Annotated in this window: 17 protein-coding genes; 10 read left to right on the top strand and 7 right to left on the bottom strand. The window is 70.8% G+C overall.

Translation table 11 applies throughout. From position 1 onward, the window contains the following. The first annotated feature begins 10 nt into the window (after positions 1-10). The 5 genes from AQI70_RS29570 (at position 11) to AQI70_RS29550 (ending at position 5,330) form a co-directional block, all read left to right on the top strand. Positions 11-946 (top strand): coiled-coil domain-containing protein, encoded by a 936-nt coding sequence (locus AQI70_RS29570; protein ID WP_062155388.1) that lies wholly within the window; start codon positions 11-13, stop codon positions 944-946. Positions 947-1,258: 312 nt separating this feature from the next. Then, positions 1,259-2,257: an ABC transporter ATP-binding protein gene (locus AQI70_RS29565; RefSeq protein WP_062155387.1), complete on the top strand. Its 999-nt coding sequence runs from the start codon at positions 1,259-1,261 to the stop codon at positions 2,255-2,257. 2 nt (positions 2,258-2,259) lie between these two features. Beyond that, entirely contained in the window at positions 2,260-3,030 is a 771-nt protein-coding gene (locus AQI70_RS29560) for an ABC transporter permease (protein WP_062155385.1), read from the top strand. Positions 3,031-3,219: 189 nt separating this feature from the next. Beyond that, positions 3,220-4,464 (top strand): ABC transporter ATP-binding protein, encoded by a 1,245-nt coding sequence (locus AQI70_RS29555; protein ID WP_062155383.1) that lies wholly within the window; start codon positions 3,220-3,222, stop codon positions 4,462-4,464. After that, complete coding sequence (locus AQI70_RS29550) at positions 4,461-5,330, top strand: ABC-2 transporter permease (protein WP_062155381.1); 870 nt, start codon at positions 4,461-4,463, stop codon at positions 5,328-5,330. Before AQI70_RS29555 ends, AQI70_RS29550 begins: the two co-directional genes overlap by 4 nt. A gap of 19 nt (positions 5,331-5,349) precedes the next feature. On the opposite strand, the gene AQI70_RS29545 is transcribed toward AQI70_RS29550, so the two are convergent. Further along, positions 5,350-5,682, bottom strand: a complete 333-nt coding sequence (locus tag AQI70_RS29545) for a hypothetical protein (RefSeq protein WP_062155379.1) — start codon at positions 5,680-5,682, stop codon at positions 5,350-5,352. 223 nt (positions 5,683-5,905) lie between these two features. Here AQI70_RS29545 and AQI70_RS29540 point away from each other — a divergent pair, with 223 nt between their 5' ends. Next, entirely contained in the window at positions 5,906-6,934 is a 1,029-nt protein-coding gene (locus AQI70_RS29540; protein ID WP_062155377.1) for an LLM class flavin-dependent oxidoreductase, read from the top strand. A 109-nt stretch (positions 6,935-7,043) separates the two neighbouring features. Here AQI70_RS29540 and AQI70_RS29535 read toward each other — a convergent pair whose 3' ends face one another. Beyond that, positions 7,044-7,436 carry an SCO5389 family protein gene (locus tag AQI70_RS29535; RefSeq protein ID WP_020942287.1) on the bottom strand — a complete coding sequence of 131 codons (393 nt, stop codon included), beginning with the start codon at positions 7,434-7,436 and terminating at the stop codon, positions 7,044-7,046. A gap of 265 nt (positions 7,437-7,701) precedes the next feature. Between AQI70_RS29535 and nucS the strand changes: the two genes are divergently transcribed. Continuing rightward, the gene (nucS, locus tag AQI70_RS29530; protein WP_003997848.1) at positions 7,702-8,373 is read left to right on the top strand and encodes an endonuclease NucS; all 672 of its coding nucleotides are present in this window, start codon (positions 7,702-7,704) and stop codon (positions 8,371-8,373) included. Positions 8,374-8,532: 159 nt separating this feature from the next. Here the strand turns inward: nucS and AQI70_RS29525 are convergent, their stop codons facing one another. From AQI70_RS29525 to AQI70_RS29510, 4 genes are all read right to left on the bottom strand, one after another. Next, positions 8,533-11,106 (bottom strand): AAA family ATPase, encoded by a 2,574-nt coding sequence (locus AQI70_RS29525; RefSeq protein ID WP_062155374.1) that lies wholly within the window; start codon positions 11,104-11,106, stop codon positions 8,533-8,535. 257 nt (positions 11,107-11,363) lie between these two features. After that, on the bottom strand, positions 11,364-11,687 hold the full coding sequence (locus AQI70_RS29520; protein ID WP_062155372.1) for an STAS domain-containing protein: 324 nt from the start codon (positions 11,685-11,687) through the stop codon (positions 11,364-11,366). Positions 11,688-11,888: 201 nt separating this feature from the next. Continuing rightward, positions 11,889-12,737 (bottom strand): 3-hydroxyacyl-CoA dehydrogenase family protein, encoded by an 849-nt coding sequence (locus AQI70_RS29515; protein WP_062155370.1) that lies wholly within the window; start codon positions 12,735-12,737, stop codon positions 11,889-11,891. A 157-nt stretch (positions 12,738-12,894) separates the two neighbouring features. Continuing rightward, positions 12,895-13,536 (bottom strand): TetR/AcrR family transcriptional regulator, encoded by a 642-nt coding sequence (locus AQI70_RS29510; protein WP_062155368.1) that lies wholly within the window; start codon positions 13,534-13,536, stop codon positions 12,895-12,897. An 89-nt stretch (positions 13,537-13,625) separates the two neighbouring features. Here AQI70_RS29510 and AQI70_RS29505 point away from each other — a divergent pair, with 89 nt between their 5' ends. From AQI70_RS29505 to AQI70_RS29495, 3 genes are read left to right on the top strand one after another with little or no spacing between them, the layout of a single operon-like run. Beyond that, positions 13,626-14,408 (top strand): ABC transporter ATP-binding protein, encoded by a 783-nt coding sequence (locus tag AQI70_RS29505; protein ID WP_062155365.1) that lies wholly within the window; start codon positions 13,626-13,628, stop codon positions 14,406-14,408. 28 nt (positions 14,409-14,436) lie between these two features. Next, the gene (locus AQI70_RS29500; RefSeq protein ID WP_062155363.1) at positions 14,437-15,186 is read left to right on the top strand and encodes an ABC transporter permease; all 750 of its coding nucleotides are present in this window, start codon (positions 14,437-14,439) and stop codon (positions 15,184-15,186) included. A gap of 13 nt (positions 15,187-15,199) precedes the next feature. Beyond that, positions 15,200-15,772 carry a cob(I)yrinic acid a,c-diamide adenosyltransferase gene (locus AQI70_RS29495; RefSeq protein ID WP_062155361.1) on the top strand — a complete coding sequence of 191 codons (573 nt, stop codon included), beginning with the start codon at positions 15,200-15,202 and terminating at the stop codon, positions 15,770-15,772. Positions 15,773-15,802: 30 nt separating this feature from the next. On the opposite strand, the gene AQI70_RS29490 is transcribed toward AQI70_RS29495, so the two are convergent. Continuing rightward, positions 15,803-16,390, bottom strand: a complete 588-nt coding sequence (locus AQI70_RS29490) for a hypothetical protein (RefSeq protein WP_062155360.1) — start codon at positions 16,388-16,390, stop codon at positions 15,803-15,805. Between the last annotated feature and the right edge of the window lie 131 nt (positions 16,391-16,521).

Genomic DNA, 16,521 nt, shown 5'->3' with positions numbered 1-16,521 from the left:
CAGGAACCCCATGAGCGACACTTCCCCCTACGGCTTCGAGCTTGTGCGGCGTGGGTACGACCGCGCTCAGGTGGACGAACGGATCTCCAAGCTCGTCTCCGACCGTGACAGCGCTCTCGCCCGCATCACCGCTCTGGAAAAGCGCATCGAGGAGCTCCATCTCGAGACGCAGAACGCCCAGGCCGCCGTGACCGACGCAGAGCCGTCGTACGCCGGTCTCGGCGCGCGTGTCGAGAAGATCCTCCGCCTCGCCGAGGAAGAGGCCAAGGATCTGCGCGAGGAGGCCCGCCGCGCGGCCGAGCAGCACCGCGAGCTCGCCGAGTCGGCCGCCCAGCAGGTGCGCAACGACGCAGAATCGTTCGCTGCGGAGCGCAAGGCCAAGGCCGAGGACGAGGGCGTCCGGATCGTCGAGAAGGCCAAGAGCGACGCCGCTCAGCTGCGTGCCGAGGCGCAGAAGGACGCGCAGTCCAAGCGCGAGGAGGCGGACGCCCTCTTCGAGGAGACGCGCGCCAAGGCCGCGCAGGCCGCCGCCGACTTCGAGACGAACCTCGCCAAGCGCCGCGAGCAGTCCGAGCGCGACCTGGCGTCCCGTCAGGCCAAGGCCGAGAAGCGCCTCGCCGAGATCGAGCACCGCGCCGAGCAGCTGCGCCTGGAGGCCGAGAAGCTGCGCACCGACGCCGAGCGCCGCGCCCGCCAGACGGTGGAGACGGCCCAGCGCCAGGCCGAGGACATCGTGGCCGACGCCAACGCCAAGGCCGACCGCATCCGTTCGGAATCCGAGCGCGAGCTCGCGGCCCTCACCAACCGCCGCGACAGCATCAACGCCCAGCTGACGAACGTCCGCGAGATGCTCGCCACGCTCACGGGCGCCGCGGTGGCCGCCGCCGGCACGCCGGCCGAGGACGAGCCGATCTCCCGCGGGGTGCCGGCTCAGCAGACCCGGTAAGCAGTAGCGCGATCAGAGGCCCGCACCGTCTCCCCCGAGGGTGCGGGCCTTTGGCGTACCAGGGGAGGAAGACGTCGTCGAGGCCCGCCTCCCCCCTGGTGCTGGACCTTCTACGTCAACCTTCCCGTCTGCCTGCCCGTCTGCCTGCCCGCCTTCGCCCTCACATGGCGGAGGGTGCCCCGGGACACGGCGAGGTGGCCGTCGCCCACGCCGTCCTCCGCTCGACCGCGTTCACGGTTGTTTGCCGCCCTCGTCGGCCTCCGTTTGCCCCGTGGGGTGGCAGTCGCCGGGTCCCGGTCCTAGCGTGGCCGCATGATTGAGCTTGAGGGGCTGACCAAGCGGTACGGCGAGAAGGTGGCGGTCAACAACCTCACCTTCACCGTCAGACCGGGCATGGTCACGGGCTTCCTCGGGCCCAACGGCGCCGGCAAGTCGACCACCATGCGGATGATCCTGGGGCTCGACCGCCCCACCGCCGGGGACGTCCGCATCGACGGCAAGCACTACGACCAGCTCAAGGACCCGCTGACGTACATCGGCGCCCTGCTGGAGGCCAAGGCCTGGCACGGCGGGCGCAGCGCCTACAACCACCTGCTGTGTCTCGCGCAGAGCAACGGCATTCCGAAGCGCCGGGTGGCCGAGGTGCTGGAGACGGTGGGGCTCACGGCGGTCGCGCGCAAGAAGACCAAGGGCTTCTCGATGGGCATGGGGCAGCGGCTGGGGATCGCCGGCGCGCTGCTCGGCGATCCGCGGATCCTGATGTTCGACGAGCCGGTCAACGGCCTCGACCCCGAGGGCATCCACTGGATCCGCAACCTGATGAAATCCCTGGCCGCACAGGGCCGTACGGTCTTCGTCTCCTCGCACCTCATGAGCGAGATGGCGCTGACCGCCGACCACCTCGTCGTCATCGGCCAGGGCCGGCTGCTCGCCGACACGACCATGGCCGACTTCATCGAGCGGAACTCCAGGTCGTACGTCCGTATCCGCACCCCGCAGCGCGAGCGGCTGCTCGACGTGCTGCACACCGCCGGGATCACGGCCGTGGAGACGGGCAACGGCACCCTGGAGGTCGACGGCGGCAAGGCGGAGCAGATCGGGGAGCTGGCGGCCCGGCACGGCGTCGTGCTGCACGAGCTGAGCCCGCAGCAGGCCTCGCTGGAGGAGGCGTTCATGCAGCTGACCGCCGAGTCGGTGGAGTACCACGCGCACTCCGCGGCGCCGCCCCCCGGGCCGCAGGCACCGCCTCCCGGGCAGCAGGCACCGCCTCCCGGGCAGCAGCAGTGGGGCGAAGGCTGGAGGAGGAGCTGAACATGGCAGCAACCCAGGTCATCCGCTCCGAATGGACCAAGATCCGGTCCGTGGCGTCCACCGTGTGGACGCTCTCCCTCGCCGTGGTGGTCACCATCGCGCTCGGCATGCTGATCTCGGGCCTGTCGGCCAACGAGTTCGACAACATGAGCGAGCGGGACAGGCTCTCCTTCGACCCGACCTTCATCAGCTTCGCCGGGATGAGCCTCGGTCAGCTCGCGATGATCGTGTTCGGGGTGCTCGTCGTGTCGAACGAGTACAGCACCGGCATGATCCGCAGCTCGCTGGCCGCCGTACCGCAGCGCGGCACCTTCCTGTTCAGCAAGATCGCGGTGGCGACCGGCCTCGCGCTCGTCGTCGGCCTGGCCACCAGCTTCGTCGCCTTCTTCCTCGGACAGGCGATGCTCGGCGAGCACAGGGCGGCCCTCGGTGATCCCGGCGTGCTGCGCGCGGTGATCGGCGGCGGGCTCTACATGACCCTCATCGCGGTGTTCTCGATGGGCGTCGCCGCGATGCTGCGCTCGCCGATGCTGTCGCTGGGCATCCTGATGCCGTTCTTCTTCCTGATCTCCAACATCCTGGGCAACGTCTCGGCGACCGAGAAGCTCGGCCGCTATCTGCCCGACCAGGCCGGCAGCAAGATCATGCAGGTGGTCGCCCCGGTCGGCGACGACACTCCGTACGGCCCCTGGGGCGGGCTCGGCATCATGGCGCTCTGGGTGCTCGCCGCGCTCGCCGGCGGTTACGCCACGCTCAGGAAGCGGGACGCCTAGCGACGCCTAGCGACGCCTAGCGACGGAAGAAACGGGACGGCCGGCGCCGGGAGAGGGGGCGGGCGGCGCCGGGCCGGGTCCGGGAAGGTTTTACCCAGGCTTGAGCGGAACCGTCAGCGCCTGGATATCCTCCTAACCCTTACGGGGGCGTGTGCCCCGCTGTCCTGAACCTTTCGATGGGTGCGGAGCATGATCGAGGCTGTCGGCCTGACCAAGCGCTACGGCGACAAGACCGCTGTGTACAACCTGTCCTTCCAGGTGCGGCCCGGCGCCGTCACCGGCTTCCTCGGCCCCAACGGCTCGGGCAAGTCGACGACGATGCGGATGATCCTGGGCCTGGACAACCCGACCGCGGGCCAGGTCACCATCGGCGGCTATCCGTACCGCAAGCTGCCCAACGCCCCCCGCCAGGTCGGCGCCCTGCTGGACGCCAAGGCCGTGCACGGCGGCCGGGCGGCCCGCAACCACCTGCTGTGTCTGGCCCAGCTGTCCGGCATCCCGGCCCGGCGGGTGGACGAGGTGCTGGGCGTGGTCGGTCTCCAGGACGTGGCCAGGCAGCGCTCCAAGGGCTTCTCGCTCGGCATGGGCCAGCGCCTCGGCATCGCCGCCGCGCTGCTCGGCGACCCGCAGGTGCTGCTGTTCGACGAGCCGGTCAACGGCCTCGACCCCGAGGGCATCCTCTGGGTGCGGAACCTGATGAAGTCGCTGGCGGCCGAGGGACGGACCGTGTTCGTCTCCTCCCACCTCATGAGCGAGATGGCCCTCACCGCCGATCACCTGATCGTCATCGGACGCGGTCAGCTGCTCGCCGACATGAGCGTCAAGGACTTCATCGCGGCGAACTCCGCCGGCTTCGCCCGGGTCCGTACGCCGGACACCGAGCCGCAGCTGCGCGAGAAGCTGGCCGGCGCGCTCGCCGAGGCCGGCGGGCATGTGCTGCCCGAGCAGGACGGCGCGCTGCGGGTGACCGGGCTGCCGCTCCCCCGCATCAGCGACATCGCGCACGACACCGACGTACGGCTGTGGGAGCTGTCGCCGCACCAGGCCTCGCTGGAGGAGGCGTACATGCGGATGACGCAGGGCGCCGTCGACTACCGCTCGACGATCGACCAGAAGGCGGGGCTCCAGCAGCCGCTGCCGCCGGGCGCACAGCCGCCGATGCCGGTTCCGGGGCAGGGCCAGCCGGGCTGGTACGCCCCGCCGCCGCCCCAGCCGGGCGGGCAGCCGTTCGCCGCGCCGCAGGGGCCGTACGGCGCCCCTGGCGCGCCCGCCGCGGCGCCCGGAGCGGACGCGCCCAACCCGTATGCGCAGCAGGCCCCGCAGGCCCCCCAGAGCCCGCCGCCGGCCGCGCCCCCGGCTCCCGCACAGCCGCCCGCCGCTCCCGCGGCCCCCTCCGCCCCTGCCTCCCTGACCAAGCCCGAGGACGCCCGATGAGCACGCCCCAGCCCCCGATGCCGCAGACCGCCGCACCGAACTGGCAGGCGGCGCCCGGCTCGTCGTACCCCACCTACAACTCGCCGATCCCCGTCGTGCGCACGCACCTCGGGCACGCGCTCGCCTCCGAGTGGACGAAGATCAGGTCGGTGCGCTCCACGGTGTGGACGCTCGGCGTGTTCGTGCTGCTCGTGGTCGGCATCGGCCTGGCGGCCGCCGCGCTGATCGCCGCGAACTCGTCGGAAGGGAGCATGCGCAACGAGAACCCGCTGTCGTTCGGCTTCTTCGGCCTGCTGCTCGGCAGCATGTGCATCATCACGCTCGGCGTGCTGACCACGGCCTCGGAGTACGGCACCGGCATGATCCGCACCACGATGACGGCGTGCCCGTCCCGGGGGCGGGTGCTGACGGCGAAGGCGATCGTGTTCTTCTCGGTCGCGTTCGTGGTGACGCTGGCGTCGGCGCTCGTCGTGGCCCTCGCGGACGTGGCGTTCCTGGACGCCCGGGAGCCCAGCGGCCAGGAGTGGCTGAAGGGCACGGTCGGCATCTCGCTCTACCTCGCGCTGCTCGGCCTGCTCTCGCTCGTCGTCGGCTCGATCATCCGGCACTCGGCGGGCGCGATCACGATCATGATCGGCGTGCTGCTGGCCCCGCTGGTCATCGCGCTGTTCATGTTCTCGCAGTCGCTGCAGGACCTGCAGAAGGCCCTGTTCGAGTACTCCATCCCGAACCAGCTCAGCGTCTTCTACGAGCAGTCCCTCAGCAATTCCGGTCCGTCCGGCTGGGACCCGCTGTGGATCATGCTCGGCGTGACGGCCGCCGCGTTCGCCGGGGCCTACGTGCTGCTGGAGAAGCGGGACGTGTGAGGCCGCCCGGCCGGTCCGGCTAGAACCTCGGCGCGTTACGGGACCGCTGCACCCGCGTGGTGCGGCGGTCCTTCGCGTTCCAGCACGCCCTGTGCCAGTGCCTGCGGTCGTCCACGCCCGAGTGGTCCGGCCAGGCGACGACGTGCGGGACGCCGTCCGGGATCATCTGGTCGCAGCCCGGGCAGCGGTACGACTTGCCCTGCGCGCTCGCACCCGCCACATGCCGTACGTTCCAGTTCTCGCCCTGCCAACTCTCCGCGGACTGCCAGCCGCCGTAGCGGCCGGGGCGGTCGTCCTCGGCGCTGCGTCCGGACCAGCCGGAGTCCTTGGGTCGGTTGCGACGCGGGGACACGGAACACCTCACGGGGCTATACAGGATGCACGGGTCAAGCCCAGCCTACGCGGCACGGACAGGGGTAGTCGTACAGGACCAACCCCCACAAGTCCCTCACCCCGGAGATCCATTCTGCAGACAATCCGCAAATCTCTTCGCCAAGCCGTGTCCTCGGCACGTGTCAGACGGTTATGCCGGGCGGGGGAGCTCCGCGTCGGAGCCAAGGAAGCAGGAAAAAGCAATGCGCGTAGGAAGTTTCGTGTTGGCGGCCCGGTTCCCGGGACAGGGCGACGGGGAGGCGCTGCACCGCGCGGTCCGCTCCGCCGAGGTCGCCGAGGAAGCGGGGCTCGACTCGGTCTGGCTGGCCGAGCACCACTTCGTGCCGTACGGCACCTGTCCGTCCGCGGTCACCCTGGCCGCGTTACTGCTCGGCCGCACCCGCCGGCTGCGGGTCGGTACGGCGGTCAGTGTGCTGCCCACCGCCCACCCGGTGGCCCTCGGTGAGCAGGCCGCACTGCTGCACATCACGTCCGGCGGGCGGTTCTCGCTGGGGGTGGGGCGCGGTGGGCCGTGGGTCGATCTGGAGGTGTTCGGCTCGGGCCTTCAGGCGTACGAGGAGGGGTTCCCGGAATCACTCGATCTGCTGGTGCGCTGGCTGCGCGAGCCGTCGGTCGCGGCCGCCGGCGAGCGGTTCAGCTTCCGCGAAGTCCCCGTCGTACCAAGGCCGTCGGAGTGCCTCACGGAAGCCGACGGACCCGAGGTCGTCGTCGCGTGTACGTCCCCGCAGAGCGTGCGCCTCGCGGCCGAGCGCGGGCTGCCGATGCTGCTCGGGATGCACGTGGGCGACGAGGAGAAGGCCGAGATGGTCGCCCTGTGGCGGGAGTACGCCCGCGCGGCCGGGCGGCCGGCGGAGGAGATCCTCGGCGCGGCCCATGTCTCGGCCGGTGTCTGTCAGATCGCGGACCGGCGTACGGACGCGGTGGAGACCCTGACGAAGGCGATGCCGGGCTGGCTCCGGCAGGGCCTGGAGGCCCATGTGACGGTGGACGGCCGCCATCGCACGATGCGCGACCCGCTGGCGTACACCGAACTGCTCTGCGGGCTGCACCCGGTGGGCACCCCGCGGCTGTGCGCCGACCGCCTGGCGGCGACCAGCGAACGGACCGGCATCTCCCGTTTCGCCCTGCTCGTCGAGGGCTCGGGAGATCTCGCGGCGACCGAGGAGAACGTACGCCGGCTGGGCGCCGAAGTGCTGCCGCACCTCGACTGAACGCCCTGTCGTGGCCGACGTGGCTGAACGCCCGGTTCCTCAGGGAGCTTGCCGCCCAGTACTGAATGCACCTCCCACGTACGGAGCGGCAAGCAAGCGGCGTTCTGCGTCAGCAGTCCCTGAACTCCGGAGACTGGTTCAGCAGCTGGCTGCGGACCGAGGTGAAGCGGGCGAGCGTCTCGTCGACCGAGGCGTCAAGCGGGAACACCGCCACCCGGTGGCAGTTCTGGAAGGCCAGTCGCACCCCGAAGTGCCGCTGCAGCGCGCCGCGTATCGCGTCACTCGCAAGCGCACGCAGCAGCTGGCCACGTGCCTGCTCGTCCGGCGGGGGCGTCTGGTTGTCGGCGAACGAGCCGCCGTCGACCTTCAGCTGGGCCACCAGGGAGCTGATCATCTCCCATGCGTAGGGCAGGGAGGTCCGGACGCAGTCGACGAAGGCGGCTTCGTCGACCTCGCCTCGCTCGGCCTGTTCGAGTAGGGCCGGTGAGACGTCGAGCGACATGGGTTCTCCTCTCGCACCCCCAGAACAGCAGGGGTTGCCGGACAGATAGGGGAGTTCGCGATACCGGACACTCTGCGTACACGCCTCGCGACCTCCCGTTTAATACGGTAGGCAACGGACGGTGACCGCACCAGGAGAATGCGTACATGGGCGGTCCCCGTTGGGCACACAATCGGCCAGAAATGAACAGGGGCAGTCCGGGGTCTTACGGACTCCCCCAGGGCGAATCGCGTCGACCGGCGCCCGTCGAGTAGCGTTGCCGACCATGCGTCTCGTCATTGCCCGATGCTCCGTCGACTACGCGGGCCGGCTCACCGCCCACCTGCCCTCGGCGCCCCGTCTGATCCTGGTCAAGGCGGACGGCAGCGTCTCGATCCACGCGGACGACCGGGCCTACAAGCCCCTGAACTGGATGTCGCCGCCCTGCACCCTGAAGGAGGGTGACGGCGAGCAGAAAGACGTCTGGACGGTCACCAACAAGGCGGGCGAGAAGCTCATCATCACGATGGAGGAGATCCTCCACGACTCCTCGCACGAACTCGGTGTGGATCCCGGCCTGATCAAGGACGGCGTGGAAGCGCACCTCCAGGAACTCCTCGCCGACCGCATCGAGACGCTGGGCGAGGGCTACACGCTCATCCGCCGCGAGTACATGACGGCCATCGGCCCGGTCGACATCCTGTGCCGGGACGCCGAGGGCCAGACGGTCGCGGTGGAGATCAAGCGGCGGGGCGAGATCGACGGTGTGGAGCAGCTCACGCGCTATCTGGAGCTGCTGAACCGCGATCCCCATCTCGCGCCGGTGCGGGGCATTTTCGCGGCGCAGGAGATCAAGCCGCAGGCCCGGGTGCTGGCGACGGACCGCGGGATCGGATGCCAGGTGCTGGACTACGACGCGCTGCGGGGCATCGAGGACGACAAGCTGCGGTTGTTCTGACCCCGTTGACCGTCGCCCACCTGTCTCCGCCGCAACAGCGCTCCAACCGTACGGCGGCGTCCGGCGGTGCCGAACTCGTCTGAGGTCGGTTCGGCACCGTCAGAACGCGCCGTTGTGGTCGATCGCCGTTGCGGCGGCGCAGTTTTTGGCTGACGCAGGTCAGATCATCGAGTCCGAGCTGCTGGGCGATCCCGCCTCACCTGTCTCCGGGGCGCTCGCCGAACTGCTCGCGGGGGCGCTGGAGGTTGCCGGGCCGCTGGCCGAGTCCGACGTCTCCGGGGAGGAGGGCGGCGGGTCGCTGGTCGGCGGCTCGGAGGTCGGGGGCTCACTGGTCGGCGGCTCGGACGTCGGGGGCTCGGTCGTCGGCGGTTCGGACGTCGGCGGCTTGGAAGTCGGCGGCCTCGTCGTCGAGGACGGCGGCTTCGACGGCGAGTTCGAGGAACCGCCGCCCGAACCCTGCGTACCGCTCGGGTCGTCCGAGGGCTCCCCTGATTCCGCCGGGGTCGGATCGTCGGACGTGCCCAAGGTGCCGTCGGGACCCGGATCCGTGGGCCGGCTGGTCGCCTTGCCGGTGTCGCCGGAGCCCTTCCCGTCGTCGCCCTCCGCCTTGTCGGCGCCCAGGCTGCCGTCACCGATTCCCTGGCTGGCGGACGGGTTGACGCCGACCTGGTCGGCCGGGGCATTGGGGTCGTTGTCGGAGGTGGCGCCGAGCGTCACCACCGTGCCGAGCACGGCCACGAGCAGCGCCCCCGCGCCGGCCGCGACGAGGTTGCGCCGGGCGAAGCCACGGACGCCTCCGCGGCCCTTGTACGAGGCCGCCAGGGACGACGGCGAAGCCGACGAGCGGTGGAAGGTGACCAGCGTCGTGCCGTCCCCGCCGGGCGGGAAGGCGGCCGGCACTCCTCCCGGCGGCGAGGCCGACTCCTCGTACCGCGCGTCCGGCACCTCCTCCCCCGCCGTCGCACCGAACGCGGCCACGCCCGGCGTCGTACCGGAGCGGTCCGCGACCAGCGCCAGGGCGCGGCGGCCCGCGACCGTGCCGCGCTTGTCGGCGAGGGCGCCGCGCAGGCCGACGGAGGTCTCCAGCTCGGCACGGGCCCGGTCCAACTGGCCGCCGCACAGCGCGAGGACACCCAACTCGTGGTGGAAGTAGGCCTGTTCGGAGACGTCACCGGCCAGCCGGGCGGCCTCGGCGCCCGCTCGCAGCGCCCGCTCCCAGGCGCTCCAGTGCAGCCCCGCGGCGAACGCGGGCGCGGCCGTACGGGCCAGCTGCACCGTCGGGCTCTCCTCGCCCTCGGCGGGCGGCGAGCCGGGCACGAGCACGCCCAGCGCGGCGAGCACGGCGTCCGCCTCGGCGCACACGCGCTCCGGGGTGACCGACGGGTGCCCGGCCCACCAGGCGTAGTGCTGGGCGGCGGTCAGGGCGTCCGCTTGGACGTCCTCGGCGTATCCGGCGGCCGTCAGCTGGGCCTGCACCCCGGCGGCCAGCCGGTAGCGGGAGCCGACCGGCGAGACCAGCCCGCAGTCGGCCAGCTCGCCCAGGGCGGCGTCCGCGTGGGTGTCACCGACCAGCGCGGGCAGATGCGCCTGGTGCGGCACCTCGCCGCCGAGCGCGACGGCGAACTTCAGGGCGGCCCGGGCCGAGGCGCTGAGCCGCGAGGCGAGCAGCGGCGCGGGGCCGGCCGCCTCGCCGACCGACGGCAGCGGCACCTCCTCGCGGCGGCCCTCGGCCTCGGCCTCGGATGAAGCGTCGAAGGGGGCGGCGAAGGAGGCGTCGACCGGCGGCGCGTCCTCGAAGACGCCGAACTCGTCGACGGCGTCCGCCCCGGCCCGCAGCCGGTCCCGCTGCCGCAGCAGGGCCCCGGCCTGGACGAACCGCAGCGGCAGGCCCTCCGACTCGAACCACAGGTCGCCCGCCCAGTTCGCCTCGTCCTCGGTGAGGACCCGGCCGACCTGGCGCTCCAGGAGCTCCACGCTCGCGGCACGGTCCAGACCGCCGAGGGCGACGTCCTCGACGCCGGACTCGACGGAGGGCGCGGGCACCTCGGGGGTGGCGCCGATCAGGAAGGCGCACTCGGGCGTCGCGTCCAGCAGCTCGTCGAGCGCGGCGCCGCCGAACTCGATGTCGTCCAGGACGACGACCGCGCCGATCTCACGGACGAGGGCGAGCAGTTCGTCCTGGGCCGGGCGGTGCAGGGGCGCGCTGTAGACGGCGTGGAAGAGGTCGTACAGCAGGTCCTCGGAGGTGCGGTGGAAGCCGTTGAGGCGGACCACGCCGTCGGGGGCGAGATCCGCGCAGTCCTCGGCCACGAGGTCGAGCAGGCTGGTGCGGCCGACGCCCGGGGGGCCGACCAGGCGGACGGAACGGCCGCGCGCGAGCATCCGTACCAGCTGTTCGCGCTCGTCCTGGCGGGCGAGGAGCGGCTGTGCGGGCCGGCTCGGGCCGGGCGGGACGGACGGCTTGGCGGCGCGGTCGACCTCGGCGCGCTCGGCCGGGGTCAGCTTCTCGGGCCGCGCGGGCCGCTCCGCCGGCGGACAGACCTCGATCTCGCTGCCGTCGACGGGATTGACGGTGAGCAGGTAGTCGCCCGAGACCAGTTGCACCGTGCGGGCGAGTGCGGGCGAGTGCTGTCCGAAGTCGGGTGTGAGGGGATCCCTGGGCGGGCGCTGGCGCGGCGGCTGGCCGTCGCCATCATGGCCGTACTCCTCGGGTCCCCGGTTGTTCGGGTCCATAGGTTCAAGCCCCCCAAAAGCGTCGTGTGCTGTTTGCGGCCCCTCCCGGCCTTTGCACTCGCGCTGTCGCTTCTGGTCCGGGCCCGCTCGAAGGGGTTTGTTTAGGCAGCGGGCAGCCGAACCCTAAACCTTCGCACAGTATCTACGACAGTTCGGGGTACCGCGCCGTCCGAGACGTCACAGTCTCGTGAGGATTGTGCGCGACGTGCGGTTCGCAGCCGGAACGCCCGACTGTCCGGCCCCACCCGTGCCGGGTGTCACACCCGGGGCAGTGACTCCACCCCGATACTGCCCTCGATCGCCAGGATCCGGTGCAGTCGGGTGGCCACCAGCAGGCGCTGCATCTGCGGCGGTACGCCGCGCAGCACCAGGCGTCGGCCGCAGCGGCCGGCCCGCCGGTGGGCCCCCATGATCACCCCGAGTCCGGTGGCGTCCCAGGAGTCCAGCTCGGACAGGTCGAGCACCAGATCGCCGGCTCCGTCGTCGACGGCCGAGTGCAGGACCGTACGGGCGTCCGCCGCGCTGCGGACGTCGAGGCGCCCCCCGACGACCAGTTCGGCGTGGTCGCCCCTGATGTGCATATGCGCTCCCCAAGCGTGCGTTCGTGCTCCGCGGTGCTCTGTCTGTGTCTGTGCCTGTGTTTGCTATGAGTCTTCGCTGTGGCCGGTGATGCAACCTCTGACTGCGTTGAGCGGTCAGAGGTTGCCGTCTGTAAGCGAACCGATACCGAATTCACCCCATCGCGTGATGCGTCGAGGGGCCGGGCGGTGCTTTACGAACGCTCAGTAGCTGTAAAAGCCTTGCCCGCTCTTGCGGCCGATGTCACCCGCGTCCACCATCCGGCGCATCAGCTCCGGCGGGGCGAACTTCTCGTCCTGGGACTCGGTGTAGATGTTGCTGGTGGCGTGCAGCAGGATGTCGACGCCGGTGAGGTCCGCCGTGGCGAGCGGGCCCATGGCGTGGCCAAAGCCCAGCTTGCAGGCGATGTCGATGTCCTCGGCCGAGGCGACGCCCGACTCGTAGAGCTTGGCGGCCTCGACGACGAGGGCCGCGATGAGGCGGGTCGTCACGAAACCGGCGACATCGCGGTTGACCACGATGCAGGTCTTGCCGACGGACTCGGCGAACTCACGCGCGGTGGCGAGGGTTTCGTCACTCGTCTTGTAGCCGCGCACCAGCTCGCACAGCTGCATCATCGGGACCGGCGAGAAGAAGTGCGTGCCGACCACGCGCTCCGGGCGCTCCGTCACGGCCGCGATCTTGGTGATCGGGATGGCGGAGGTGTTGGAGGCGAGGACGGCGTCGTCCTTCACGATCTTGTCCAGCGTGCGGAAGATCTCGTGCTTGACTTCGAGCTTCTCGAAGACGGCCTCGACGACGATGTCCGCGTCGGCGACGGCGTCCAGGTCGGTGGTCGCGGTGATCCGGGCGACGGCGGCGTCGGCGTCGTGCGCCTCCAGCTTGCCCTTGCTGACGAACTTGTCGTACGAGGCCTTGATGCCGTCGGTGCCACGCTTCAGCGCCTCGTCGGTGACGTCACGCAGGATCACGTCCCAGCCCGCCTGCGCAGAGACCTGGGCGATACCGGAACCCATGAGTCCGGCCCCGATGACGGCGAGCTTCCGTGCCACTGACGACTCCCCTTTGAATCACGGCAGCATGACTGCGCGTGCGCTGACACGCTGTTGACGATTGCTTCTCCGGCGGACCTTAGCGCTCGTGGGGGACGGTGTGACCGCTTAGTAATGCGAGTCACGTCTCATCTGACGGACATCACACCGGCGCGGGTCATTGCGCGCCTCGGACGGCGTAGTTGAGCACCTTCTCGCTCAACAGCTCCTCGATGTCGTCGAGAAGCACCAGCACCTCGCGTGACACTTCGTCCGGATTGCGCCCGGCGACCATTTCGCGGCCGATCGTCACGAAAACGGTCTGATGGATCCAGGAGATCTGACCGGCGATCAGGCCGGGCAGCGGGTCGCCGTCGGGCGCGCCCGTCTCCTCCCGCAGGGTCGCCTCCAGGTGGTCGTGGATCTCCTGCTGCAGGCTCCACAGCCGGGAGCGCAGCGGCGGCGCCTCATGGATGACGCGCATGAAGCGGTCGTAGCCCTGCATGAGGCCGATCCGGGGCGAGACGGCCTCGGCCTCTGCCCGCAGCTCGCGCAGCACGGCACGGGCGGCCGACTCCCCCTCGTCCCGGCCGCGCACCCAGCGCGACAGCTGCTCGACGACGCCGGCGGAGCGGTCGAAGAACAGGTCCTCCTTCGCCGGGAAGTAGTTGTAGACGGTGTTGACGGACACGTCGGCCGCCTCGGCCACGTCCGCGATGGTCACCGTAAGGAACCCGTGCTCCAGGAACAGCCCCGTGGCGATGTCCGAGATCCGCTGCCTGGTCTCGCGCTTCTTCCGTTCCCTGAGCCCCTCTGCCATGGCCTCATCGTAGGCCGGACCACGATCACTGGGGTCTCTGAAAACTTGGAGTCGTTGCAAAATTTGGGGGACTCTGTTTTTCTGGGGTCATGGCAATCATCAGCACGGCCGGACTGGCCCGCACCTTCCAGACGAAGCTCGGCCCCGTGGAAGCCGTGCGCGGCATCGACCTGACCGTCCGCGAAGGGGAGATCCTCGGCTTTCTCGGCCCGAACGGCGCGGGCAAGACGACCACGCTCCGGATGCTCACGACCCTGCTGGCCCCCACCGGCGGCGCGGCCACCGTCGCCGGCTGCGACCTCGCGACCGACTCCGCCGGAGTGCGGCGGGCGTGCGGCTATGTGGCGCAGTCGGGCGGGGTGGACCCTCAGATCACGGTGCGGGAGGAGCTGGTCACCCAGGGGCGGCTGTACCGCCTGACGAAGGATCAGGCAGCCGGGCGCGCCGAGGAGCTGGCCCGCGATCTCGGCCTCACCGACCTGCTCGACCGCAAGTGCGGCGCGCTCTCCGGCGGCCAGCGGCGCCGTCTGGACATCGCGATGGCGCTCACCCACCGCCCGAAGGTCCTCTTCCTCGACGAGCCGACGACCGGCCTGGACCCGGGCAGCCGCGCCGACCTGTGGGACCTGGTCCGGCGCCTGCGCGACGAGCACGGCACGACCGTCTTCCTGACCACCCACTACCTCGACGAGGCCGACGCCCTCTCCGACCGCCTGGTGATCGTCGACCAGGGCGTGGTGGTGGCCGAGGGCACACCGAGCGCGCTCAAGCTCCGCTACGGCGGCTCGATCGACGCCCCGCTCCAGGACACGTTCCTCGCGATCACCGGCCGCAGCGCCGAGCCGGCCGGCCGGCCCCCCGTAGCCGTATAGGACGCCCAGGACGGACAGGACCTCTCAGATGCTGACCCACGACACGGCCCTCATCTACGGCCGCTACCTCCGCCAATCCTTGCGCTCCCGCTTCGCCCTGTTCTTCGGCGTCCTGATGCCGCTGCTCTACCTGCTCTTCTTCGGCCCGCTGCTGACCGGCCTCCCGCTCGGCGGGCGAGGCAGCTCCTGGCAGGTGCTCGTGCCCGGTCTGCTGCTCCAACTGGGCTTGTTCGGCGCGTCGTTCGCCGGCTTCGCGATCATCATGGAGAACGGCCAGGGAGTGGTGGAGCGCATGCGCGTGACCCCCGTCAGCCGCCTGGCGCTGCTGCTGGGCCGCGTGCTGCGGGACGCCACGGTGTTCGTCTTCCAGGCCGTGCTGCTGGTGCTGGCGGCGCTGGTGATGGGGCTGAGGGCGCCCCTGCCGGGCGTGCTGATCGGCTTCGCGTTCGTCGCGCTGCTGACGGTCTCGCTGGCCTCGCTGTCGTACGCGCTCGCCATGAAGGTCCGCACCCCGCAGGAATTCGGCCCGGCGGTCAACGCGCTGACCCTGCCGATGATGCTGCTGTCGGGCCTGATGCTGCCGATGACACTGGGACCGGCGTGGCTGGACGTCCTCTCCCGCTTCATCCCGTTCCGCTATCTGGTGGACGCGGTGCGGGACGCGTACGTGGGCTCGTACGCGACAGCGCACATGCTGTACGGCGTTCTGGTGGCGGTCGCCTTCGCGGCCCTGGCCGTGACGGTGGGCACACGTGTGTTCCGGACGGCCGGAGCATAACTACGCTGGCCACATGGTCAATCTGACGCGCATCTACACCAGGACCGGCGACCAGGGCACCACCGCCCTCGGCGACATGAGCCGGGTCGCCAAGACCGACCTGCGGATCTCCGCGTACGCGGACGCCAACGAGGCGAACGCGGTGATCGGCACGGCGATCGCGCTGGGCAACCTGGACCACAAGATCGTCAAGGTCCTCACCCGCGTGCAGAACGACCTGTTCGACGTGGGTGCGGACCTGTCGACGCCGGTGGTGGAGAACCCGGAGTTCCCGCCGCTCAGGGTGGAGCAGTTCTACATCGACCGCCTGGAGGCGGACTGCGACCACTTCAACGAGCAGCTGGAGAAGCTGCGGTCCTTCATCCTCCCGGGCGGCACCCCGGGCGCGGCTCTCCTCCACCAGGCCTGCACGGTCGTACGCCGTGCCGAACGCTCGACCTGGGCCGCGCTGGAGGTGCACGGCGAGACGATGAACCCGCTGACCGCGACCTACCTCAACCGGCTGTCGGACCTGCTGTTCATCCTGGCGCGGACGGCGAACAAGGAGGTCGGGGACGTGCTGTGGGTGCCGGGCGGGGAGCGCTAGACCCCCCGCACCTGGTGGAGGTCCCGTTGCTCAGCGTCGGGTGCTTTCCTTGGTCGTCGTGAGCCGCGGTTCCTCCGCGGGCGCGGCCGGCTCCTTCTTCGGCCAGATCAGATACGCGAGGGCGACCAGGCCGTGGATGCCCGCGGACCTGAGCGCCGCCCCCTGGAAGGACCGCAGCGACGAGATGTCCCCGTCGTCGCCGACGTACCAGACCGCACCTTGGAGCAACGCACAGGCGACGGCCGCCGCCAGCACCGTACGGAGCCACAGCCGCCCCTCGTGCCGGGCGCGCGGGATGCCGTAGCGCGGTGGCCCGACCGGCTTGGGCGCGCCGCCCAGGCGGTGGGCGGCGTGGCCGTCCAGCCAGCGGATCGTGTAGTGGCCGTAGGCGACGGTGAAGCCGATGTAGAGCGCCGCCACGCCGTGCTCCCAGCTCGGTTCGGCGCCGTTCTTCAGGTCGATCGCCGTCGCCACGAACAGCACGACCTCCAGGAGCGGCTCGCACAGCAGCAGGGCAACGCTCGTACGGCGCCACTTCAGCAGGTAGCGGACGGCGAGTCCCAGGGCCAGCAGCACCCAGAAGCCGACCTCGCAGGCGATGATGAGCGCGACGATCACAACATGCTCCCTTCGGTCACCTTTCCAGGCTCCCGTCGGCACCGGCCGCTTTCGTCGTCGGCGGTGACGAACTCGCGGTACATCGAAAGATGCAGTCCAGGACCCTTCGCGAGCATCAGGCGGTGAGCGCC

Source organism: Streptomyces curacoi (genome assembly GCF_001513975.1).
GTDB lineage: Bacteria > Actinomycetota > Actinomycetes > Streptomycetales > Streptomycetaceae > Streptomyces > Streptomyces curacoi.
The sequence above is the reverse complement of the archived record's forward strand: the minus strand, read 5'-3'. Positions and strand labels throughout refer to the sequence as shown.

Excerpts from the sequence above, each read along its gene's own strand:
- AQI70_RS29570 (WP_062155388.1), top strand. The coding sequence starts at position 11 with ATGAGCGACACTTCCCCCTACGGCTTCGAGCTTGTGCGGCGTGGGTAC.
- AQI70_RS29565 (WP_062155387.1), top strand. The coding sequence starts at position 1,259 with ATGATTGAGCTTGAGGGGCTGACCAAGCGGTACGGCGAGAAGGTGGCG.
- AQI70_RS29560 (WP_062155385.1), top strand. The coding sequence starts at position 2,260 with ATGGCAGCAACCCAGGTCATCCGCTCCGAATGGACCAAGATCCGGTCC.
- AQI70_RS29555 (WP_062155383.1), top strand. The coding sequence starts at position 3,220 with ATGATCGAGGCTGTCGGCCTGACCAAGCGCTACGGCGACAAGACCGCT.
- AQI70_RS29550 (WP_062155381.1), top strand. The coding sequence starts at position 4,461 with ATGAGCACGCCCCAGCCCCCGATGCCGCAGACCGCCGCACCGAACTGG.
- AQI70_RS29540 (WP_062155377.1), top strand. The coding sequence starts at position 5,906 with ATGCGCGTAGGAAGTTTCGTGTTGGCGGCCCGGTTCCCGGGACAGGGC.
- AQI70_RS29535 (WP_020942287.1), bottom strand. The coding sequence starts at position 7,436 with ATGTCGCTCGACGTCTCACCGGCCCTACTCGAACAGGCCGAGCGAGGC.
- nucS (WP_003997848.1), top strand. The coding sequence starts at position 7,702 with ATGCGTCTCGTCATTGCCCGATGCTCCGTCGACTACGCGGGCCGGCTC.
- AQI70_RS29525 (WP_062155374.1), bottom strand. The coding sequence starts at position 11,106 with ATGGACCCGAACAACCGGGGACCCGAGGAGTACGGCCATGATGGCGAC.
- AQI70_RS29520 (WP_062155372.1), bottom strand. The coding sequence starts at position 11,687 with ATGCACATCAGGGGCGACCACGCCGAACTGGTCGTCGGGGGGCGCCTC.
- AQI70_RS29510 (WP_062155368.1), bottom strand. The coding sequence starts at position 13,536 with ATGGCAGAGGGGCTCAGGGAACGGAAGAAGCGCGAGACCAGGCAGCGG.
- AQI70_RS29505 (WP_062155365.1), top strand. The coding sequence starts at position 13,626 with ATGGCAATCATCAGCACGGCCGGACTGGCCCGCACCTTCCAGACGAAG.
- AQI70_RS29500 (WP_062155363.1), top strand. The coding sequence starts at position 14,437 with ATGCTGACCCACGACACGGCCCTCATCTACGGCCGCTACCTCCGCCAA.
- AQI70_RS29495 (WP_062155361.1), top strand. The coding sequence starts at position 15,200 with ATGGTCAATCTGACGCGCATCTACACCAGGACCGGCGACCAGGGCACC.